The 21147-nt window shown below is 65.4% G+C and carries 18 protein-coding genes; 15 read left to right on the top strand and 3 right to left on the bottom strand.

Going from position 1 to position 21147, the window contains the following annotated elements; genetic code table 11:
- From tssD to ACTJJX_RS24670, 4 genes are all read left to right on the top strand, one after another.
- Positions 1 to 282, top strand: a 282-nt coding sequence (gene tssD / locus ACTJJX_RS24685; protein WP_025921257.1) for a type VI secretion system tube protein TssD, incomplete at its 5' end; no start/stop codon positions are given.
- Positions 283 to 481: 199 nt separating this feature from the next.
- Entirely contained in the window at positions 482 to 2557 is a 2076-nt protein-coding gene (locus ACTJJX_RS24680) for a type VI secretion system Vgr family protein (protein ID WP_016852256.1), read from the top strand.
- On the top strand, positions 2554 to 5823 hold the full coding sequence (locus tag ACTJJX_RS24675; RefSeq protein ID WP_010793653.1) for a hypothetical protein: 3270 nt from the start codon (positions 2554 to 2556) through the stop codon (positions 5821 to 5823). Before ACTJJX_RS24680 ends, ACTJJX_RS24675 begins: the two co-directional genes overlap by 4 nt.
- Before the next feature lie 578 nt (positions 5824 to 6401).
- On the top strand, positions 6402 to 7025 hold the full coding sequence (locus ACTJJX_RS24670; RefSeq protein ID WP_003099240.1) for a hypothetical protein: 624 nt from the start codon (positions 6402 to 6404) through the stop codon (positions 7023 to 7025).
- 143 nt (positions 7026 to 7168) lie between these two features.
- On the opposite strand, the gene argH is transcribed toward ACTJJX_RS24670, so the two are convergent.
- Complete coding sequence (gene argH / locus ACTJJX_RS24665) at positions 7169 to 8563, bottom strand: argininosuccinate lyase (protein WP_003114030.1); 1395 nt, start codon at positions 8561 to 8563, stop codon at positions 7169 to 7171.
- Positions 8564 to 8787: 224 nt separating this feature from the next.
- Between argH and algZ the strand changes: the two genes are divergently transcribed.
- From algZ to rsd, 8 genes are all read left to right on the top strand, one after another.
- Positions 8788 to 9864 carry an alginate biosynthesis two-component system sensor histidine kinase AlgZ gene (gene algZ, locus ACTJJX_RS24660; RefSeq protein WP_003096404.1) on the top strand — a complete coding sequence of 359 codons (1077 nt, stop codon included), beginning with the start codon at positions 8788 to 8790 and terminating at the stop codon, positions 9862 to 9864.
- Positions 9865 to 9868: 4 nt separating this feature from the next.
- Positions 9869 to 10615 carry an alginate biosynthesis regulator AlgR gene (algR, locus tag ACTJJX_RS24655; RefSeq protein WP_003096397.1) on the top strand — a complete coding sequence of 249 codons (747 nt, stop codon included), beginning with the start codon at positions 9869 to 9871 and terminating at the stop codon, positions 10613 to 10615.
- Positions 10616 to 10723: 108 nt separating this feature from the next.
- The gene (gene hemC / locus ACTJJX_RS24650; protein WP_016852255.1) at positions 10724 to 11665 is read left to right on the top strand and encodes a hydroxymethylbilane synthase; all 942 of its coding nucleotides are present in this window, start codon (positions 10724 to 10726) and stop codon (positions 11663 to 11665) included.
- On the top strand, positions 11662 to 12417 hold the full coding sequence (locus ACTJJX_RS24645; RefSeq protein WP_003099235.1) for a uroporphyrinogen-III synthase: 756 nt from the start codon (positions 11662 to 11664) through the stop codon (positions 12415 to 12417). The genes hemC and ACTJJX_RS24645 overlap by 4 nt, the downstream gene beginning before the upstream one ends.
- Before the next feature lie 26 nt (positions 12418 to 12443).
- Positions 12444 to 13574: a uroporphyrinogen-III C-methyltransferase gene (locus ACTJJX_RS24640; protein WP_016852254.1), complete on the top strand. Its 1131-nt coding sequence runs from the start codon at positions 12444 to 12446 to the stop codon at positions 13572 to 13574.
- Positions 13571 to 14809: a heme biosynthesis protein HemY gene (locus tag ACTJJX_RS24635; RefSeq protein ID WP_320535487.1), complete on the top strand. Its 1239-nt coding sequence runs from the start codon at positions 13571 to 13573 to the stop codon at positions 14807 to 14809. The genes ACTJJX_RS24640 and ACTJJX_RS24635 overlap by 4 nt, the downstream gene beginning before the upstream one ends.
- Before the next feature lie 179 nt (positions 14810 to 14988).
- Entirely contained in the window at positions 14989 to 15480 is a 492-nt protein-coding gene (locus tag ACTJJX_RS24630; RefSeq protein WP_003099230.1) for a disulfide bond formation protein B, read from the top strand.
- Between the two features lie 279 nt (positions 15481 to 15759).
- Positions 15760 to 16242, top strand: a complete 483-nt coding sequence (rsd, locus tag ACTJJX_RS24625) for a sigma D regulator (RefSeq protein ID WP_003120370.1) — start codon at positions 15760 to 15762, stop codon at positions 16240 to 16242.
- Between the two features lie 61 nt (positions 16243 to 16303).
- Here rsd and ACTJJX_RS24620 read toward each other — a convergent pair whose 3' ends face one another.
- Entirely contained in the window at positions 16304 to 16933 is a 630-nt protein-coding gene (locus ACTJJX_RS24620; protein WP_003099229.1) for an FKBP-type peptidyl-prolyl cis-trans isomerase, read from the bottom strand.
- Between the two features lie 125 nt (positions 16934 to 17058).
- Here ACTJJX_RS24620 and algP point away from each other — a divergent pair, with 125 nt between their 5' ends.
- On the top strand, positions 17059 to 18129 hold the full coding sequence (algP, locus tag ACTJJX_RS24615; RefSeq protein ID WP_016852253.1) for an alginate regulator AlgP: 1071 nt from the start codon (positions 17059 to 17061) through the stop codon (positions 18127 to 18129).
- On the opposite strand, the gene ACTJJX_RS24610 is transcribed toward algP, so the two are convergent.
- Positions 18126 to 18605 carry a TIGR02444 family protein gene (locus ACTJJX_RS24610; RefSeq protein ID WP_023082480.1) on the bottom strand — a complete coding sequence of 160 codons (480 nt, stop codon included), beginning with the start codon at positions 18603 to 18605 and terminating at the stop codon, positions 18126 to 18128. The two genes, algP and ACTJJX_RS24610, sit on opposite strands and share 4 nt — an antisense overlap.
- Positions 18606 to 18650: 45 nt before the next feature.
- On the opposite strand from ACTJJX_RS24610, the gene ACTJJX_RS24605 reads away from it, so the two are divergent.
- Both ACTJJX_RS24605 and ACTJJX_RS24600 read left to right on the top strand, forming a co-directional pair.
- Complete coding sequence (locus ACTJJX_RS24605; protein ID WP_003457818.1) at positions 18651 to 20567, top strand: ATP-binding cassette domain-containing protein; 1917 nt, start codon at positions 18651 to 18653, stop codon at positions 20565 to 20567.
- Positions 20567 to 21145, top strand: a complete 579-nt coding sequence (locus tag ACTJJX_RS24600) for a mechanosensitive ion channel family protein (protein WP_003457815.1) — start codon at positions 20567 to 20569, stop codon at positions 21143 to 21145. The genes ACTJJX_RS24605 and ACTJJX_RS24600 overlap by 1 nt, the downstream gene beginning before the upstream one ends.
- Positions 21146 to 21147 lie beyond the last annotated feature (2 nt).

Genomic DNA, 21147 nt, shown 5'->3' with positions numbered 1-21147 from the left:
CTGCTGCTGGCCGCCCTGACCTCCGGCGAGCGCCTGACCAAGGTCGAGATCCAGTGGTACCGCACCTCCGCCGCCGGCACCCAGGAGCACTACTACACCACCGTCCTGGAAGACGCGATCATCGTCGACATCAAGGACTACATGCATAACTGCCAGGACCCGGGCAACGCCCACTTCACCCACCTGGAAGACGTGCACTTCACCTACCGCAAGATCACCTGGACCCACGAAGTCTCCGGCACCTCCGGCTCCGACGACTGGCGCTCCCCGGTCGCCGGCTGAGCCGCGACCGCCGCACGCGGCCAGCCTCGCTGGCCGTCGTGCCCTCGATGACCCACAGCGCCGTGGCCAGGAAAGCCCGCGCCGGGTCGATGCCGCTTTGTTTGTTGTAGGCAGCTTCCGATCGAGCCTGCGCGCCCTTGTCTCGCCCGCGCCAGGCAGGACAATCGAATCGGTCGCCTGCGCCAGTGAGGGACAACGGATGTTCGCAGCAGCCAACCAGACCCATTTCAGCCTCGCCATCGACGGCCTCGCCCTCGACCTGCAGGTGCTCTCCTTCAGCGGCCGCGAAGCCATCAGCCAGCCGTTCGCCTTCGACCTGGAGCTGGTCGGCGAACGCCCCGTGCCGGACCTCGAAAGCCTGCTGCACAAACCCGCCTTCCTTACCCTCGGGCCCGCCGGCAACGGTATCCACGGCCTGGTGCGCAGCGCCGGACAGGGCGACTCGGGCAAGCGCCTGACCCGCTACCGCATCACCCTCGTCCCGCAACTGGCCTACCTCGCCCAGCGCACCAACCAGCGCATCTTCCAGCACCTCACGGTGCCGCAGATCGTCGGCCGGGTGCTGGAGGAACACGGCATCCTCGCCGACGCCTACCGCTTCCAGCTCGGCACCCGCTACCCCGAGCGCGAATACTGCGTGCAGTACGACGAGAGCGACCTGCAGTTCGTCCAGCGCCTGTGCTGCGAGGAGGGCATCCATTTTCATTTCCAGCACAGCGCCACGGCGCACCTGCTGGTATTCGGCGACGACCAGACGGTGTTCCCGCGGCTCGCGCCGGTGGCCTACCAGCAGGACTCCGGCCTGGTCGCCGACCGGCCGGCGGTCAAGCGCTTCGGCGTACGCCTGGAAACCCGCACTAGCCGCGTCACCCGCCGCGACTACGACTTCGAGAAACCGCGCCTGACGCTGGAAAGCGCCGCCCGCGGCGAAGCCCGGCCGGACCTCGAGGACTACGACTATCCCGGTCGCTTCGTCGACCGCGAGCGCGGAAAGCACCTGGCCAGGCGCGCCCTCGAACGGCAGCGCAGCGACTACCGCCTGGCCGAGGGCCGCAGCGACCAACCGTTGCTGCTCAGCGGCCACTTCCTGCCGCTGGCCGCCCATCCCCAGGCGGGCTGGAACGACCTCTGGCTGCTCACCGAGGTGATTCACGAGGGGCGGCAGCCTCAGGTGCTGGAGGAAAGCATCGTCTCCGATGCCTCGGCGAGCCCGGACGACTTCCGGCAGGGTTACCGCAACCGCTTCCAGGCCACGCCCTGGGAGGCGTTCTTCCGTCCCCCGCTGACACCGCCGAAGCCGCGCATCCTCGGCACGCAGAGCGCGGTGGTGACCGGTCCGAAGGGCGAGGAAATCCACTGCGACCGCTACGGTCGGGTGAAGGTGCAATTCCACTGGGATCGCGAGGGCCAGGCCGACGACAGCAGCAGTTGCTGGTTACGCGTTGCCTCCGGCTGGGCGGGAAGGAACTACGGCGCCACCGCCATCCCGCGGGTCGGCATGGAGGTGCTGGTGACCTTCCTCGAAGGCGACCCCGACCAGCCGCTGGTCACCGGCTGCCTGTTCCACAGGGAACATCCGGTGCCCTACGAACTGCCGGCGCACAAGACCCGCAGCGTCTTCAAGAGCCTCAGCAGCCCTGGCGGCGGTGGCTACAACGAGCTGCGCATCGAGGACCGCAAGGGCCAGGAGCAGATCTTCGTCCATGCCCAGCGCGACTGGGACGAAAACATCGAGCACGACCAGAAGATCCGCGTCGGTCACCAACGCCACGACACCGTGGAGGCGAACAGCTACAGCGAGTTCAAGGCCGAGGAACACCGCACCACCCACGCCGAGCGCAAGGTGGAGGTCCGCGCCAGCGACCACCTCACCGTAGCCAACGACCAGCACCTGAAGATCGCCAGCGGCCAGTTCGTCGAGGCCGGCCAGGAGATCCACCTGAGCAGCGGCCTGAAGGTGGTGCTGGAGGCCGGCGCCGAACTGACCCTCAAGGGCGGCGGCAGCTTCCTCAAGCTCGACGCCAGCGGCGTGACCCTCTCCGGGGCCAACGTCCGGGTCAACTCCGGCGGCAGCCCGGGCAGCGGCAGCGGCGCGGCGCCGCTGTTGCCGGGGCCGCCGCTCGACGCGGATGCGGCGACAGTGGGCCAGGTACTGGACAACCCGGCGCGTAGCCGTTCCGAGCGGAAGGGGCCGGAACAACTGGTCGTCGATGTCTGGGGAGACCCGGCGCAAGGAAGCCAGGTCGTACTGTTGCCACCGGAGAGCGAGGCATGAGCGGATTCCAGGACCAGAGTATCGACGAAGGCGTGCGCAAGCGCACCGCCTACCAGAACGATCGGCGTGCACGACTGGCATTGAACGTCGAGCGACAGGACGGCGGTATCCTGCAGATTCCGGTGGCCAGCGATATGCTCGGCCATGAGGAGCACGAGCGTATCCAGCAGAACACCTTCCTGGCCGTGATGCCGCTGGTCCGCCTGCCAACGCTGGGTAAGGCCGGTTATGGCGACCAGCTGCCCGCCGGCGCGCTACCGCGGGCGGGACGGATCTACCTGTTCCAGGACGGCAAGCTGTGGCGCGAACTGGAGTGTGATGGCAAGGGCAACCTGTTTGAAGTCGACCTCCTGCAGGGGCGCAGCCAGCGTGCGGACAAGCGTCCGGCCGTAGGCAAGACACAAGCGCTGATCCTGGTGCCGGTGCTGGTCAAGGGGCAGTTCGTGATCCCACGCTACACCATGGCCTATAGCGAAACTCCCTGGCCTTGGTCGTACATCGACTGGCTGGAGGAGGACCCGCAGCGGGTCAACCGGCGCTGCCAGCAGATGGCGTCCGCTTGGAACGCCTCGGTGGCCAACCAGCACTGGAAAGCCTCCATCCATCATCCCGCGCTGGTCATTGATCATCACGCCCAGGGTTTGCGACCTCGCGACTTCAACGTCGAGAGCGCGCTGGAAGACCCGGCGGAATTCACACCTGCGTTCGCCGCCTTTCGCGAAGAGTCGCTGGTGTGCCAGTTGCAGCGACGCCAGCAGGAATTGGCGCCCCTGCTGAAGCAGGCTCCGCCCTCTGCGCTACCTACTCTGGAGGCCGGAGAGGACGTACTGGAAACCCTCAAGCTGCGTGGCCATCCCAACCTCATCGGGCTGATGCTCGACGACTCGCTGTTCGCCTTGCGCCACGCTGCGGCGCAGGCGCGCCACTGCGCTGCCTACTTGCGCAGCCTCAATGCACTGCTGCCGCACCGTCCCAACGGACGCTATGCACAGGTGCTGAGCAACATGCTCGACGGCCCGCTCGCCAAGCTCAGGGGCGAGGTCGATCAGGCCGAACTGGACGAGGCGATCTTCGCCGAGGAGCGACAGTCTTGCCGAATCCACCTGACGCAGCAGGTCGAGCATCTGGTTGCCCTGCTGGAAGGCCCCTTGCACCCGGTGTTGCAGGACTGGACCCACCAGTGCGACGAAGCCCTGCTGGAGCCCTACAGCCTGATGAGCGAGGCACTGGCTGCGCTGAACCAGCTTCCCGACCGCTGCGACGCACTGTACAGCGGTACCGCCTACCGGGCGCTGGCGGCACATGTCGAGCGGGTGGTCAGCACGGTTCTGCAGGCAAGCCACCCGCTTGGCGCCATGCTCCTGGCCAAGGACGAAGGACAACTTCCCGAGCCGGTTCGGCGCCTGCAGGCGCTGCGCGATAGCCCGCGGACGCCGGACCCCGATGCAATGGGCCTCAGCACGCTGATGCTGGGAGCCAGTCTGCTGGGCGAGGTCGACCAGCCCAGCGCCGGCAAGAGCCTCGCCTACTTCCTCGGCGACCTGCTGGACGTGTTCGGCGCCAGCGTAGTCGAGCAACTCGGCCGGCTGTCCCAGGGCGCCACCCAGATCCAGCTCGACCGCTTGTTCGCACCGACCTTCAATACTCTGAGCGCCCTCTCGGTGAAGATGAAAGGTATCCGCCTGCTGCCCGACAGTCAGGTGCCGCTCGACATGGTTGTCGTCGGCGTGCGCGGAGCCGGCCTGCGCAACGGTCTGACCGAGGTCGAGCGCCAGGAGCTGAGGCGCAAGAGCTATCGGCGCGCCATCGTTCAGGACGGTGCCGGCAATCCCCTGGCCGGCACCAGTCCCCGCGACACCGGCATGAGTCGCGCCAACCTGCGCAACGTCATGGTGGTGGCGGTACCCAAGGATCACCCGGACCTGCTTGCCTACACGAAATTCCGTACGCAGTTAGGCACGTTGACCCAGGTGATGGAGAACACTCGCATCGTGCCGACGATGATGCTGGGGTTTGCGATTTATAACTTGAATGTGCAGGTGCAGGCATACAGTGGCTTTGTAGACAGTGGAGAAAAGCACAGAGGGACGATCGGGGCTGTCGGTGCAGTAATCGATTTAACAGCCGCTGGAGGAAGCCATGCAAAGCTGCTTTTCGGACCATCTACTGCAAAGTATCTAGAAACCCCACGTATATCGGTAGCCCAAATATCCCCTCGATGGGCCAGGAATCTAGAAGTTCAAACAGGCAGCCCTAAGTTAGGGTTGCTACGTGGGCTTGGTGGCGCAGCCACACTATTCGGTGCAGGCATCAGTGTATGGGATGGCTACCGAGCTTTGAGGCAGGGAGATAGCGATGCGGCTGCGGCCTACGGTGTGGCCGCAGTGGGTGGGGGCCTTTGGGGTGCCTACGTCCTAGGATGGATAGTAAACCCTTATGCTTTGCTGGCTGGTGCGGTTTTGGCGATCGGAGGCACTGTGGTCGCTAATCTACTGACTGACAGCGATGCGGAAACCATCGTCAAGAAAGGCCCCTTCGGCCGGCAATTCGCCGAGGCTGGCCTGCTCGATTCGCTGATGGGCCAGGACCAGCGCTTCGCCCATCTGAAAGACCCGCAAACGGCCTATCGCCAATTGCTGGGAGTCCTCGGCCATCCGCGGGTCTTTGTCCATCGCCTGGAAGACTGGCGCAAATTGGCGCCGGCGGCGCATCGATCTGTCTTGCAGGAAGCGGAACGGGGTCGCCAAGCGGTCAGCCGCACTGCGCTATCCTGCATCGACCCCAAGTTGCAGGCGCTGGAGGCAAACGATTGGGCCGTGGTGCTGAGTTCCCCGCTCCTGGCCATGTTCGAGAATGGCCAGAAGGCGTTCCGCCTGGTGGCCCAGGAGTTTCTCAGCAGCTTGCCGATCGATCCGGGCACCCTGTTCGGCGTCAAGCGCTACCATCGGGTCCCCGCGGGCCCCGCCAAGCTCGAAGCCTTGCCGTTGGATGCTGCCAGCGTGCTCTATGTGCTGCCGGCCAGCCTGCCGATTCCGCAGTTGTCTCCTCGGGCCCGCTATAGCATGCGCATGACCCAGGGTTTGAAGATCAGCGCACAGTTCGAACTCAATGCCGACCAGCCTGAGCAGCGGCTTGTCCTGCCTCAACCCAGCCCGAAGAGTTGGAGTGCATTCACATCCGCCAATCGGTACCTTCCCCCGGACGACTTGGGCCCCCATGCTGCGCCACCTTATTGGTTGATAGAGAACAGTGAGTTCAACGTATGACTGTACACATGGATGCCACGTACTCAGCCAGTGCTTATCGCAGTGAAGTCAACGACTCTTTACCGCCGCCAAGGTGGAAGGAGGAGTCTAACCGTAATGGTATTTTTGACACCCATCTTGCCTTTGGGAACTATGCCAATCTAGATCCGGAAATGGAGATTGTAGGGCAGCTTTCGATCGGGGCTGAGGATAAGTCAGAGGTTGGAGGTGCTGAGGCATATTGCAACTCTATGCGTTGGCAGTTCCAGAACTCTAGCAGAATTCCTTATATAATATTCACGCTTAGGATGCTGTGCTATTTTTTTGTATGGATTGCTTTGGGAATTGGCATAATGGGAGAAGCCACCGGAGAGTGGAGGAGGGACATACAGCAACTCTACACTTTGGTTTGCTCATTCTTTGTGGTGGCTGTTTCAGTAATATCCATGGTGGCCTTTCTTTCGAATAAAAAATATCTTCACGTTATTCAGATGTCGGGTTTTTTATTTTCAATCCCATTGGCTTTGTACCAGTATGGAACAATATTTGGAACCAATGGTTTGCAAATAGCAATTTGGATAGGCGTAGCTACTTATTTTATGGGTGCAGTCGGCTTCAGCGCCATCCTCTGGCTCTACAGCAAAGTCTTCAAGCAAGATGGCAGTGAATTCAATCGCCTGGACGGCATGCTCCGCTTCAAGCGTCGCTTCCGCCGCCTGTTCGTCGCTCCCTTCGACGAGTTCGATCCGGTGCTGCAATTGCTGCCCAGTGGCTACGGCAGCCACGACTATGCGCTCTGGTTGCATCACCGCTATACCGACAACAAGGTCTGTCTGGCCACCCGCGTCCACTCCCTCGGTCTCGACAAGGTCAATGCCCTGGCCTTCTGGGACTGCCTGCAACGCTACATGGACGTGACCCAGCCGTTGCCCGACCTGCCGGTCCTGGAGCCGAGCCGCCCCTTAGATCCGGTCACCGCCGAGCATGATCGGCATACCGGACGCGATCCCCATTACTGGCGCCAGCGCACCTACCAGGGCTGGCCAGCCAAGGAGCGCAAGGAGCTGGACCGACGCCTGCATGAGTATCCCTGGCAACAGCAGCCCTGCATCGTCAGGGCGCGCATCGATCCCGGGCTAAGCATCGAAGCCTATTACCGGCGCCAGGAAGCCAAGGGCATTTTTGCCACGCCCAGGGCCGATGATTTCAATGATGAGCACTGATGCTGAGTTATTCCGCCATTGCGACCGGTTAGCGAAGAAGGACTTTCACTAGAGTGGCTGTCGATCTACAAGGGCGTTCCTGTCCCGCCGTGCGATCAAGTCTCGGGTAGGACAGGGAGATCTGCCGGGCACTGGGCGCGACTTCAGCGCTGTGCCAGCAGTTTTCTGCCGCGGGCGACGGCGGCACGGACCTGGTTCGGCGCGGTGCCGCCGATATGGTCGCGGGCGTTGACCGAGCCTTCCAGGGTCAGCACGTCGAAGACGTCGGCGTCGATCTGCTCGCTGAAGCGGCGCAGTTCGTCGAGGCTCATCTCGGCGAGGTCCTTGCCGCTGTCTACGCCGTACTTCACTGCGTGGCCGACGATCTCGTGGCAGTCGCGGAACGGCAGGCCCTTGCGCACCAGGTAGTCCGCCAGGTCGGTGGCGGTGGAGAAACCGCGGCGTGCCGCCTCGCGCATGATCTCGCGCCGGGGCCGGATCGCCGGGACCATGTCGGCGAAGGCGCGCAGGCTATCGCGCAGGGTGTCGGCGGCGTCGAACAGCGGTTCCTTGTCTTCCTGGTTGTCCTTGTTGTAGGCCAGCGGCTGGCCCTTCATCAGGGTCAGCAAGCCGGTGAGGGCGCCGAACACCCGGCCGGACTTGCCGCGTACCAGCTCCGGCACGTCGGGGTTCTTCTTCTGCGGCATGATCGAGGAGCCGGTGCAGAAGCGGTCGGGCAGGTCGATGAACTGGAACTGCGCGCTGGTCCACAGCACCAGCTCTTCCGAGAAGCGCGACAGGTGCATCATCGCCAGGCTGGCGGCGGCGCAGAATTCGATGGCGAAGTCGCGGTCGGAGACGCCGTCCAGGGAGTTGCCGCCAACCGCGTCGAAGCCCAGCAACTGGCAGGTGATCTCGCGCTGGATCGGGTAGGTGGTGCCGGCCAGGGCCGCCGAGCCGAGCGGCATGCGGTTGACCCGCTTGCGGCAGTCGACCAGGCGCTCGTAGTCGCGGCCGAGCATCTCGAACCAGGCCAGCAGGTGGTGGCCGAAGGTCACCGGCTGGGCGGTCTGCAGGTGGGTGAAACCGGGCATGATGGTGTCGGCTTCCGCTTCGGCCAGGCCCAGCAGGCCCTCCTGCAGGCGGGTGATCTCGGCGAGGATGGTGTCGATCTCGTCGCGTAGCCAGAGGCGGATGTCGGTGGCCACCTGGTCGTTGCGCGAGCGGCCGGTGTGGAGCTTCTTGCCGGTGACGCCGATGCGGTCGGTCAGGCGCGCCTCGATGTTCATGTGCACGTCTTCCAGGTCGACGCGCCAGTCGAAGCTGCCGGCTTCGATTTCCGCCTGGATCTGTTGCAGGCCGTCGACGATCGCATCGCGCTCGGCGTCGCTCAGCACGCCGACCTTGGCCAGCATCGTGGCGTGGGCGATGGAACCCATGATGTCGTGGCGGTAGAGACGCTTGTCGAAGTCGACGGAGGCGGTGAAACGGGCGACGAAGGCGTCGACGGGCTCGCTGAAGCGGCCGCCCCAGGACTGGTTGGTCTTCTCTACGCTCATGGTATCTCTCGCTGCAACAAGAAACGGACAGGCCGCGCGGCCTGCGTGACGGGCAAAGTGCGACGATGATAGCAGGCCGGGAGGAAAAACCGGCGGCTCGTCGACGAAGCCGGAACGAGCGCTGTTTCGCGGTTTTTTGCGGCAGATGGCATTTCGGTGCTTTATTTCGCCCGTACGCCCGCGGCTGTCTTGCGGGCGCCACGGGCCTTGCGGAAACTCTGTCGATGCCTATCCGATTCAAGCCCGGCCGCTCGACCCGGCCGGCCGTCCAAGACGACTTCTTCATTCCCGAGCTCTGCGAAGCCGAAGCCCTGTTCACCCTGGTGCTGCTGGCGGAGCTGCTGGTGCTCGTGCTGGTGCTGGCGGAGCCGATGACGCCGAGCTTCAACTGGGTGCGCCTGGCCCTGGCGTCGCTGTTCGTGCAGTGGATCGTACTGCTCTCGGCGGCGCTGTTCTGCCGCCTGCGGCCATTGCTCGCACGCCTGCCGGTGGCGCTGGCGGGGAGTGCCTGCTGCCTGTTGGTGGTGGCCCTCACCCTGGGCTGCACGGCGGTCGCCGAGCACTATCAGCTGGGCGGAGAACTGACGCGTGCCGGCGAGGTCAATCTGTATCTGCGGCACGCGCTGATCGCGCTGATCATGTCCGCCCTGGTGCTGCGCTACTTTTACCTGCAGAGCCAGTGGCGCCGGCAGCAGCAGGCCGAGTTGCAGGCGCGCCTGGAATCGCTGCAGGCGCGGATTCGCCCGCACTTCCTGTTCAACAGCCTGAACAGCATCGCCAGCCTGATCGAGCTGGACCCGCTGAAGGCCGAGCATGCGGTGCTGGACCTGTCCGACCTGTTCCGGGCCAGCCTGGCGAAGCCCGGCACTTTAGTTTCCTGGGAGGAGGAACTGGCGCTGGCAAGGCGCTATCTTTCCATTGAGCAGTATCGTCTTGGCGATCGCCTGCAACTGGACTGGCAGGTGCACGGGGTGCCGGCCAACCTGCCGATCCCCCAACTGACCTTGCAGCCGCTGCTGGAAAATGCGCTTATCTATGGCATCCAGCCGCGGGTCGAAGGTGGCCTGGTGCAGGTCGAGGCGGTTTATCGTGAAGGAGTGTTCCAGCTATGTGTGAGCAACCCCTACGACGAGGCGCTCGAGTCGCCCCCGTCGAAAGGCACGCGACAGGCGTTACACAATATCGATGCACGACTTGGGGCACTTTTCGGGCCTAAAGCGAGTCTCAGCGTCGAGCGCCGTGACGGACGGCACTACACCTGTCTACGCTATCCATGTGCGCGACTCATGCAGGAAGCCTGAGCTTATGAATGTCCTGATTGTCGATGACGAACCTCTGGCGCGAGAGCGCCTGGCCCGATTGGTAGGGCAGCTGGACGGCTATCGCGTCCTCGAGCCCTCGGCCAGCAATGGCGAAGAAGCGCTGACGCTGATCGACAGCCTCAAGCCCGATATCGTCCTGCTGGATATCCGCATGCCCGGTCTGGACGGCCTCCAGGTCGCGGCCAGACTCTGCGAGCGGGAAGCGCCGCCGGCTGTGATCTTCTGCACGGCCCATGACGAATTCGCCCTGGAAGCCTTCCAGGTCAGCGCCGTGGGCTACCTGGTCAAGCCGGTGCGCAGCGAAGACCTGGCCGAGGCGTTGAAGAAAGCCTCGCGACCGAACCGCGTGCAACTGGCCGCGCTGACCAAGCCCCCGGCCTCCGGCGGCAGCGGTCCGCGCAGCCACATCAGTGCACGGACCCGCAAGGGGATCGAGCTGATCCCGCTGGAAGAGGTGATCTTCTTCATTGCCGACCACAAGTACGTGACCTTGCGCCATGCGCAGGGCGAGGTGCTGCTGGACGAGCCGTTGAAGGCGCTGGAAGACGAGTTCGGCGAGCGCTTCGTGCGCATCCACCGCAACGCGCTGGTCGCCCGCGAACGGATCGAACGCCTGCAGCGTACGCCGCTGGGGCATTTCCAGCTCTACCTGAAAGGCCTCGACGGCGATGCGCTGACCGTCAGCCGGCGGCACGTGGCCGGGGTCAGGCGTCTGATGCATCAGCTCTGACGGCGGTCGGCGGTTCGCCAGCGACCCGGGTGCGGCTATCGGGCCCAGCGTCCGCGCACTCGGGTTCGAACTGTTATCATGGGCGCATCCCTGTGCACGGAATATCCCATGTCGTCCCGCGAAATCCGCATCGCCACTCGCCAGAGCGCCCTCGCCTTGTGGCAGGCCGAATACGTCAAGGCGCGCCTGGAACAGGCGCATCCCGGCTTGACCGTCACCCTGCTGCCGATGACCAGTCGCGGCGACAAGCTGCTCGACGCACCGCTGGCGAAGATCGGCGGCAAGGGCCTGTTCGTCAAGGAACTGGAAACCGCCCTGCTCGAAGGCGCCGCCGACATCGCGGTGCATTCGATGAAGGACGTGCCGATGGACTTTCCCGAGGGGCTCGGCCTCTACACCATCTGCGAGCGCGAAGACCCGCGTGACGCTTTCGTCTCGAACACCTACGCCAGCCTCGAGCAACTGCCAGCCGGGAGCGTGGTCGGCACCTCCAGCCTGCGCCGCCAGGCGCAGCTGCTGGCGCGCCGGCCGGACCTGCAGATCCGTTTCCTGCGGGGCAACGTCAATACCCGCCTGGCCAAGCTGGATGCCGGCGAATACGACGCGATCATCCTCGCCGCCGCCGGCCTGATCCGCCTCGGCTTCGAGTCGCGCATCCGCTCCTCGATCAGTGTCGACGACAGCCTGCCCGCCGGCGGACAAGGCGCCGTCGGCATCGAATGCCGTACGGCCGACAGCGACCTGCATGCCTTGCTGGAACCCTTGCACCATACCGACACGGCTCTGCGGGTCACTGCCGAGCGCGCGCTGAACAAGCGGCTCAACGGCGGTTGCCAGGTGCCGATCGCCTGCTACGCCATCCGCGAGGGCGGCCAGCTGTGGCTGCGCGGCCTGGTCGGCCAGCCTGATGGCACCCAGTTGCTGCGCGCCGAGGGGCGGGCGCCACTGGCGGAAGCCGAGGCGCTGGGCGTGCGGGTGGCCGAGGACCTGCTGGAGCAGGGCGCCGAAGCGATTCTCGAAGCCGTCTACGGCGAGGGCGGACATCCGTGAGCGGCTGGCGGCTCCTGCTGACGCGCCCCGACGAGGAGTGCGCGGCCCTGGCCGCCAGCCTCGGCGAGGCGGGCGTCCATAGCAGCAGCCTGCCGCTGTTGGCGATCGATCCGCTGGAAGAAACCCCGGAGCAGCGTACGCTGATGCTCGACCTGGACCGCTACTGCGCGGTGGTGGTGGTCAGCAAGCCGGCGGCGCGCCTGGGGCTGGAGCGGCTCGACCGCTACTGGCCGCAGCCGCCGCAGCAGACCTGGTGCAGCGTCGGCGCGGCGACCGCGGCGATCCTCGAGGCCTACGGCCTCGACGTAACCTACCCTGAACAGGGCGACGACAGCGAAGCGTTGCTGGCGCTGCCGGCGTTCCAGGATTCCCTGCGCGTGCACGATCCGAAAGTGCTGATCATGCGCGGCGAAGGTGGCCGAGAATTCCTCGCCGAGCGCCTGCGCGGCCAAGGCGTGCAGGTGGACTACCTGCCACTCTACCGGCGCCGGGCTCCGGACTATCCGGCCGGAGAGCTGCTGGCAAGGGTGCGGGCGGAACGCCTGAACGGCCTGGTGGTCAGCAGTGGACAGGGTTTGCAAAATCTGTATCAGTTGGCGGCAGCCGATTGGCCCGAGATAGGCCGGTTGCCGCTGTTCGTACCCAGCCCGCGGGTCGCCAAGATGGCGCGCGAACTGGGTGCGCAACGGGTGATTGATTGCCGGGGCGCGAGCGCGCCGGCCTTGCTGGCGGCCCTGACGAGCGCCGCCTAGAACTTTCTTGACCAAAGGATGGACCTGTGAGCGAAGCAGTCACTCCCCAAGACGACGCAAGAACTTCCACTTCCACCCCTTCTCCCGATGCACCCGATGCATCCAGGCGTTCCGGTACCGCCACCGGCCTGGCGTTGCTCGCCCTGCTGGTTGGCGTGGCGGGACTCGGCGCGGGTGGCTGGAGCTTCTGGCAGGTCCAGCAGTTGCAGGGCACCGAGCGTGACCAGCTGGCGCAGCTGGAAGATGCCCGTGGCAAGACCGAATCCCTGGCCCAGCGTAACCAGCAACTGGCTGCCCGCCTGGACGCTTTGCCTACCGCGGACGAACTGGAGGCCCGGCGACGCCTTGTGGTGGAGCTGCAGGGCGACCAGCAGCATCTCAGCGAGCAACTGAAGAAGGTCCTCGGCCAGAGCCGCCAGCAATGGCGACTGGCCGAGGCCGAACACCTGCTGCGCCTGGCCAGCCTGCGCCTGTCCGCCTTGCAGGACGTGGGTAGCGCCACCGAGCTGGTGCAGGGCGCCGATGACATCCTGCGCGCGCAGAACGATCCCGGCGCCTATGCCGCCCGCGCCAAGCTGGCGGCCAGCCTCGAGGCCCTGCGTGCGTTGCCGGAGCCGGACCGTACCGGGCTGTTCGTGCAACTGGCGGCGTTGCGCGAGCAGGTCAACCAGTTGCAACCGCTCACGCCGACCTTCAAGGAAGGCGAAAGCGGTGCCAGCAATGTCGCCTGGGGCGACGGCAACAGCACCTGGGAGCTGTGGTGGGAGAAGATCTCGCGCTACATCCGCATCGACTTCAATGCCGGCCAGGACATTCGTCCGCTGCTGGCCGGCGAGCAATTGGCGCAGGTGCGCCTGACCATCGGCCTGGCCCTGGAGCAAGCCCAGTGGGCGGCGCTGAATGGCAAGCAGGAAGTCTACGAGCAGGCGCTGAAGCAGGCCCAGGACGTGCTGGACGGCTATTTCAACGTAGAGCTGGCCGACAGCCGCGCGTTGAAGTTGCGTATCGATGAGTTGGCGAAGCAGCCGGTCACCGTGCAGGTCCCTGACCTCGCACCGGCCCTGAGCGCCTTGCAATCCTACGTGTCGCGCCGCGAGGCCGCCGGCAACCTGGTGCCCGAGGCGCAGGCGGCTCCGGCCACGGAGGGCCGTCCATGAGACGCATCTACCTCCTGGTCCTGGCGGTGGTGCTGGTCGCCACGCTGGTTGGGCTGGCGATTTCCGAGCAGGCCGGCTATGTGCTGATCGCCTACAAGAGCTTCCGTTACGAATCCAGCCTGTGGTCGTTCCTCGCCCTGCTGGCGGTGGTCTGGCTGCTGGTGGTGCTGGTGCGCCTGGTCCTGCGCCTGCTCGGCAGCTCGGGGCGGGTGGTCAACCCCTGGTCGCGCTACAACCGCCGGCGTCGCGTGCAGATGGCCGAGCACAGCGGCCTGCGCGATCTCGGCGAAGGCAACTGGCCGCAGGCGCTGCGTCATTTGCGGCGGGCTGCGGAGATGGGCGAGCGGCCGCTGATGCATTACCTCGGCGCGGCGCGGGCCGCCAGCGAACTCGAACGCTACGACGAGGCCGACGACCTGCTGAACCGGGCTCGCGAGCGCGAGCCGGACGCCCAATTGCTGGTCGGCCTGACCCGTGCGCAACTGCTGATCAATCGCGGCGACTACCCGCAGGCACGCAATACCCTTGAAGAGCTGCACGGGCTCCAGCCGCAGCACCGCACGGTATTGCGGCTGATGCAGCAGCTGTACGTCACCCAGCACGACTGGCAGGCCCTTTGCGTCCTGCTGCCGGAGCTGCGCAAGGAACGTGTGCTGAAGGATTCCGAACTGCGCGACCTCGAACGCCGTGCCTGGGTGGCTTCCTTGCAGGAAGCCGGCGAGCGTGGACTGAACGAGGGCGAGACGGCGTTGCAGCCGCTGACCCAGCGCTGGCAGAACGTGCCTTCGGCGCTGCGTGCAGACCCGGCGATCGTCGCGGGCTATGCCGCCCAACTGCTTCGCCTGGGCGCCGAGGAAGAGGCCGAAGAAGTCCTCCGCCATGCGCTCAAGCAAGGCTTCGACGCGACCCTGGTGCAACTCTACGGGCAGGTGCGCGGGCGCGATCCGGGCAAGCAATTGCAGGCCGCGGAAGGTTGGCTCAAGGAACATCCGAACGATCCCGGCCTGCTGCTGACCCTGGGGCGCCTGTGCCTGATCAACAAGCTCTGGGGCAAGGCCCGGGAATACCTGGAGGCCAGCCTGAGCTTCCAGCGCAGTGCCGAGACCTGCGCCGAGCTGGGACGCCTGCTGGCGCAGCTCGGCGAGGTCGAGCGCAGCAACCAGTTGTTCCAGGAGGGCCTGGTCCTGCTCGATCGGCGTACTCCGGGGCTGCCCGTGGTGGTGGCGGGCATTTGAGCATGGGGAACGCCACCCGGCGTTCCCCGTTCGGCTCCATCGGCAGGACTGTGGCGGCTTGTCGCGGGCGCCTGGCATGATTCGGGATGTCTTGCCGCAGAGCTGCCTTGCGGCTTGAAACGGCCGGAGGCTTTCCACTACCGTAGGCGGCCTTTCCCCTGTGTACCTGTGGATCCGCCATGCCCCTGGCCAGCCCCCGTCAGCTTTTCCTTCTCGCGTTCCTGGCCTGCGTCGCCATCATGGGCGGGGCGCTGTACCTGGAACATGTGGTTGGCCTGGAGGCCTGCCCGCTGTGCGTCGTGCAGCGGATCTTCTTCATCCTGATCGGCCTGACCTGCCTCGCTGGCGCGATCCAGGGGCCCGGCCTGCGTGGGCGGCGTATCTACTCCGTGCTGGTGTTCCTGCTCGCTCTCGGCGGCGGGGCCACGGCCGCCCGCCAGGTATGGTTGCAGACCGTTCCGCTGGACCAACTGCCGGCCTGCCTGCCCAGCCTCGACTACATGATGCAGGCGCTTCCCTTCCAGGAAGTGATCCGCCTGGTCCTGCATGGCACCGCGGATTGTGCCCAGGTGAGCTGGACGCTGTTCACCCTGAGCATTCCGGAATGGAGCCTGCTGGCGTTCGTTGCCTATCTCGGTTTCTCCATCGTGCAGTTCCTCCGACGTGCCTGACGCGGGCTGTCCCGTGGCCTTTCGTCAGCTCTCGAGCGTCGGCCGTATCGATTTGGCGAAAACCAGAGCGGATGCGGGATACCGATCAAACATCCGTATGAATTTTTCTGTACGGGCGTCTTGATGGGGTCATCCCGGGGGCATAATCTGGCTTTCCATAGCGCCGGAGTCCGCCCCTTGCACAGGCGTTCTTCCACAGAGCGCAGAGAGTGCGTCAGCAATGCGTCTCGGAGCGGACGATGATTCTCCGGGACGTCCGAAGAGGGAAGCGAGGACAACATGCTCGAAAGCTGCCGTAATGCCCAAGAGCGGTGGGGGGGTGTGCACCAACTGATCGATCGCTGGCTGCATGAGCGCCAGCAACTGGTGCAGGCCTTCGATGCCCTGAGCGGTATTCAGGCACCGGCGCCCAACGCCGAAGAACTCCAGCATTTCTGCCAATTGCTGCTGGACTACGTATCTGCCGGACACTTCGAGGTCTACGAGCAACTGACGGCGGAAGGCAAGGCCTTCGGCGATCAGCGCGGCCTGGAGCTGGCCAAGCAGATCTTCCCCCGGCTGGAAGCCATCACCGAATCCGCGCTGAACTTCAACGACCGCTGCGACAACGGCGATTGCCGTGAAGGAGCCTGCCTCATCGCGGAGCTGAAGGTCCTGCGGCAACAATTGCACGAACGCTTCGAGCTGGAGGACTGCCTCATCGAAGTCCTGCACAACGCCCACAGCCAGAGCGGCGCAGAGGGTTCGGCAGTACCGGTCTGATTCACCGGCGAGTCGTTACGAAACGGCGCGTCTCCATGCGGGAGAGCGCCGTTTTTGCATTTCAGCGGAAGCCCAGCAGGTCGATCTCGAAGACCAGCGGAGCGTCGGGCGGGATCAGGTCGCCAGCGCCTTCGTGGCCATAGGCTTGCGCCGAAGGAATCACCACTCGCCAGCGCGCGCCGACAGGCATCGCTCGCAACGCTGTGCGCCATCCCTCTATCACACTGTCCAGGGCGAACCACTCGGCGCTTTCGCTCTGGTCGAACACTTGACCGTCGGCAAGCAGGCCGCGGTAACGGACGTGTACCTGGGTTGCCGCGCCGATGCCGTTACCTTGGCCACGACGTAATTCGCTGACGAGGACGCCGCCGGTCAATTCGCGGACGCCGAAGCGGGCTTTTTCGTTGGCCAGGAAGCGGGCCTCGGCGGGTGTGGTCCGCGGTGTTTCCGTCGTGGCGTTCTCGTGTTGCAGCAGAAGTTGTTCGATGCGTTCGGGGGGGATTTCAAGTGCCTCGCCGCGATAGGCCTGGCGCAGTCCGAGAAGTAGCTCGGATAGCTCTAGGCCGGGCATTTCCTGCTGTAGGCGCATGCCCAGGCGGGCGCCTACGGCATAGGCCAGTTCGTCCTTGGGAGGCGCGGCGAAAAGCGGCAGCGGCAGTAGAAAAAGACCGATGAAAAGGCGGCGCGGCATGCGGTTTCTCCAAACGAATCGGCGGGCAATCCTGGCGCACGTCGCTTGTAGCACATCGAACCCGTTGGCGAGAGGGGGTGTGCGGGTCTAGTATGGGCGCAACCACGTCCGCCTGGAGGCACGTCATGTCGGCCAACAAGAAGCCCGTCACCACCCCCTTGCACCTGTTGCAGCAACTTTCCCACAGCCTTGTCGAGCACCTGGAAGGTGCGTGCAAACAAGCGCTGGTCGACTCGGAAAAGCTCCTGGCCAAACTTGAAAAGCAACGTGGCAAAGCCCAGGAAAAGCTGCACAAGGCTCGCACCAAGCTGCAGGATGCTGCCAAGGCCGGCAAGACCAAGGCACAGGCCAAGGCGCGCGAGACCATCAGCGACCTGGAAGAGGCGTTGGATACCCTGAAGGCCCGGCAGGCGGACACCCGTACCTACATCGTCGGCCTCAAGCGTGACGTACAGGAAAGCCTCAAGCTGGCGCAGGGTGTCGGCAAGGTGAAGGAAGCCGCTGGTAAGGCTCTGGAGAGCCGCAAGGCGAAACCCGCGACCAAACCTGCTGCGAAGGCGGCAGCCAAGCCTGCGGTGAAAACCGTAGCGGCGAAGCCTGCGGCCAAGCCGGCTGCGAAGCCTGCTGCGAAACCGGCGGCCAAGCCTGCGGCGAAAACCGCGGCAGCGAAGCCCGCAGCCAAGCCGACGGCGAAGCCTGCTGCGAAACCGGCGGCCAAGCCCGCGGCGAAAACCGCAGCCGCGAAGCCCGCAGTCAAGCCGGCGGCGAAGCCTGTGGCGAAACCGGCGGCCAAGCCTGCGGCGAAAACCGCAGCCGCGAAGCCCGCCGCCAAGCCGGCGGCGAAGCCTGTCGCGAAACCGACGGCCAAGCCCGCGGCGAAAACCGCAGCCGCGAAGCCCGCAGCCAAGCCAGCTGCGAAGCCTGCGGCGAAACCGGCGGCGAAACCGGCGGCCAAGCCTGTGGCGAAACCCGCGGCCGCGAAGCCTGCAGCCAAGCCGGCTGCGAAGCCTGCGGCGAAACCGGCGGCCAAGCCTGCGGCGAAACCCGTAGCCGCGAAACCTGCCGCAGCCAAGCCCGCCACCGCTCCTGCTGCGAAGCCTGCGGCGACTCCCAGCGCCCCGGCAGCCGCCTCCAGCGCTGCTTCGCCAACGCCTGCCGCGGGCAGTAACGGCGCCGCCCCGACCAGCGCCTCCTAAGGCGCTGTCTGCAAAGCCGCCGAGCCAAGCACCAGCAAAGCCCGGCGCTCTGCTTCCGTGCAGATGTCCCGGCTGCAGGCTTGCAGCCAGGCATCCGCACTGCGATTCGCTTCCTGGCCCTCCAGCCAGGCTGTGGCCAGGTCGGCCAGGCGTTGCAGGTGTTCCCGTTCCGCTCGTAGTTCCTGGGCCTTCATTTCCTCGCGGAGTTCGGCCAGGCAGGCGTCGTGGGTTGCCGCTTCGCGCCAGGCGCAACGCAATTTGCGCAGGGGTTCGATGACCGTTTCGCGCCAGGGACGCGCGGCGTTCTCCAGGATCTGGGCGCGTTCTTTCGAGCAGCTCACACCGCGCCTGCCAAGCCAGGCGGCGACCAGCAACAGGCAGACGTCCGCACCTTGCTCCTGAAGCGCGAGGCAAGCCGTTTCCACGCCCGGCCGGGCATAGACGTCCACCGCGAATTTCCAGACATTTCCAGTCATACAGCCTCACGCTCCGCAAGGGCGAAACTGATAAACTCCGCCGCCATGATCCGACTCCTCAATCTTACGCTACAGCGCGGGCCGCAGCGCCTCCTGGAAGCTGCTGAACTGACCCTGCACGCCGGCCAGAAAGCCGGTCTCATCGGGGCCAATGGCGCTGGCAAGTCCAGCTTGTTCGCGCTGTTGCGCGGCCAGCTCGGGCAGGATGCCGGCGACTGCCTGTTGCCCGCCGACTGGCGCATCGCGCACATGCGCCAGGAGGTCGATACCCTGGATCGCCTGGCGGTGGATTACGTGCTCGACGGCGACAGTCGCCTGCGCGAGATCCAGGCGGCGCTGGCCGTCGCCGAAGCGGCGCACGACGGTTCTGCCCTGGCGCGCCTGCATACCGAGCTGGACAACGCCGACGGTTATACCGCCGATGCACGGGCGCGCAAGCTGCTGGCCGGGCTCGGCTTCAGCAGCGAGCAGATGGAGCGCCGGGTCGGTGATTTCTCCGGTGGTTGGAGGATGCGCCTGAACCTGGCGCAGGCGCTGATGTGCCCGTCCGACCTGCTGTTGCTCGACGAACCGACCAACCACCTCGACCTGGACGCCATCCTCTGGCTGGAAGAGTGGCTCAAGGGTTATCCCGGCACTCTGGTGCTGATCTCCCACGACCGCGACTTCCTCGATGCGGTGGTGGACCACGTGGTGCATCTGGAAAGCCGCAAGCTGACCCTCTACCGCGGCGGCTATTCCGCTTTCGAGCGGACCCGCGCCGAGCGGCTGGCTCAGCAACAGCAGGCCTACGAGAAACAGCAGGCGCAGCGTGCGCACATGGAAAGCTTCATCGCCCGCTTCAAGGCCAAGGCCACCAAGGCGCGCCAGGCGCAGAGCCGGATCAAGGCGCTGGAGCGTCTAGAGGAACTGGCGCCGGCACATGTCGATTCGCCGTTCAATTTCAGTTTCCGCGAGTCGGACAAGATCTCCCGGCCGTTGCTGGATCTCGGCGAAGGCCGTCTCGGCTATGGCGACAAGGCGGTGCTGGAGAAGGTCAAGCTGCAACTGGTGCCCGGTGCGCGGATCGGCCTGCTCGGTCCCAACGGCGCCGGCAAGTCGACGCTGATCAAGACCCTGGCCGGGGACCTGCCCGAGCTGGGCGGCCGCCTGCTGCGCGGCGAGAACCTGGCCATCGGGTACTTCGCCCAGCACCAGCTCGATTCGCTGGATCCACAGGCCAGCCCGTTGCTACATCTGCAGCGTATCGCCCCCGGCGAGCGCGAACAGACCCTCAAGGACTTCCTCGGCGGCTTCGACTTCCGCGGCGTTCGGGTGGACGAGCCGGTATTGAACTTCTCCGGTGGCGAGAAAGCGCGCCTGGCCCTGGCGCTGATCGCCTGGCAGAAGCCCAACCTGCTGCTGCTCGACGAGCCGACCAACCACCTCGACCTGGAAATGCGCCTGGCCTTGACCATGGCTCTACAGGAGTTTTCCGGGGCGGTCCTGGTAGTTTCCCACGACCGGCACCTGCTCAAAAGCACCACCGATGAATTCCTCCTGGTCGCCGATGGGCGCGTGGTGCCGTTCGATGGCGATCTCGACGATTACGCCCGTTGGCTGGTCGACTATCGCGCGCGCAAGGCGCCGCAGGCCGAGACCGCGCCGGGTGCGCCGACCGAACGCACCGACAAGCGCGCCCAGCGCCAGGCAGCGGCCGCGCTGCGCCAGCAGCTGGCGCCGCACAAGCGCGAGGCCGACAAGCTGGAGCGCGAACTCGGCGGCCTGCACGAAAAGCTAGCCGCTATCGAGGCGCGGCTGGGCGACAGCGCCCTGTACGACGTATCGCGAAAGGACGAATTGCGCGAGTTGCTGTCCGAACAATCGAGCCTGAAGGTTCGCGAAGGCGAGCTGGAGGAACGTTGGCTGGAGGCCCTGGAAACCCTCGAAGCCCTGCAGAAAGAACTAGAGGCCAGTGAGTGATGGAAGACTTGCAGGTGTTGACGCAGACCTGGAGCGGGCCGCTGGTGGTGGCGCTGCAGATCCTGCTCATCCTGCTGGTCGCCTGGCTGCTCCAGCGCCTGGTCCGACGCACGGTGACCCGTATCGGCGAGCGTTATCCGGTGCCGCCGGAGCTGCTCCTGCCGCTGCGTGGGGGCCTGCGCTGGCTGATCATGGTCAGCGCACTGATCATGGTGCTGGAGCGCCTGGGCGTGTCGGCCGAAGTGCTGTGGACCGCGCTGACCGGTTTCGCCGCGGTGGCGGCGGTAGCCTTCTTCGCCATCTGGAGCGTGCTCTCCAACCTGTTCTGTGCGTTGCTGATCTTCACCGTCGGGCCGTTCCGCATCGGCGACCGCGTGGAGCTGATCGATAGCGCCGACAAACCGGGCGTCACCGGACGCGTGGTTGCCATCAATCTCTTGTATACGACACTGGAAGAAACCCTCGAGGATGGCTCGCCGGGCCCGCTGCTGCAGGTTCCCAACAGCCTGTTCTTCCAGAAAGCCGTGCGTCGCTGGCGTGGGCCAGGTTTTTCAACTCCAACAAAAAACGGGACATAACC

The sequence above is a fragment of the Pseudomonas sp. 22490 genome, assembly GCF_052044465.1.
In the GTDB taxonomy this organism is placed as follows: domain Bacteria; phylum Pseudomonadota; class Gammaproteobacteria; order Pseudomonadales; family Pseudomonadaceae; genus Pseudomonas; species Pseudomonas aeruginosa.
The sequence above is the reverse complement of the archived record's forward strand: the minus strand, read 5'-3'. Positions and strand labels throughout refer to the sequence as shown.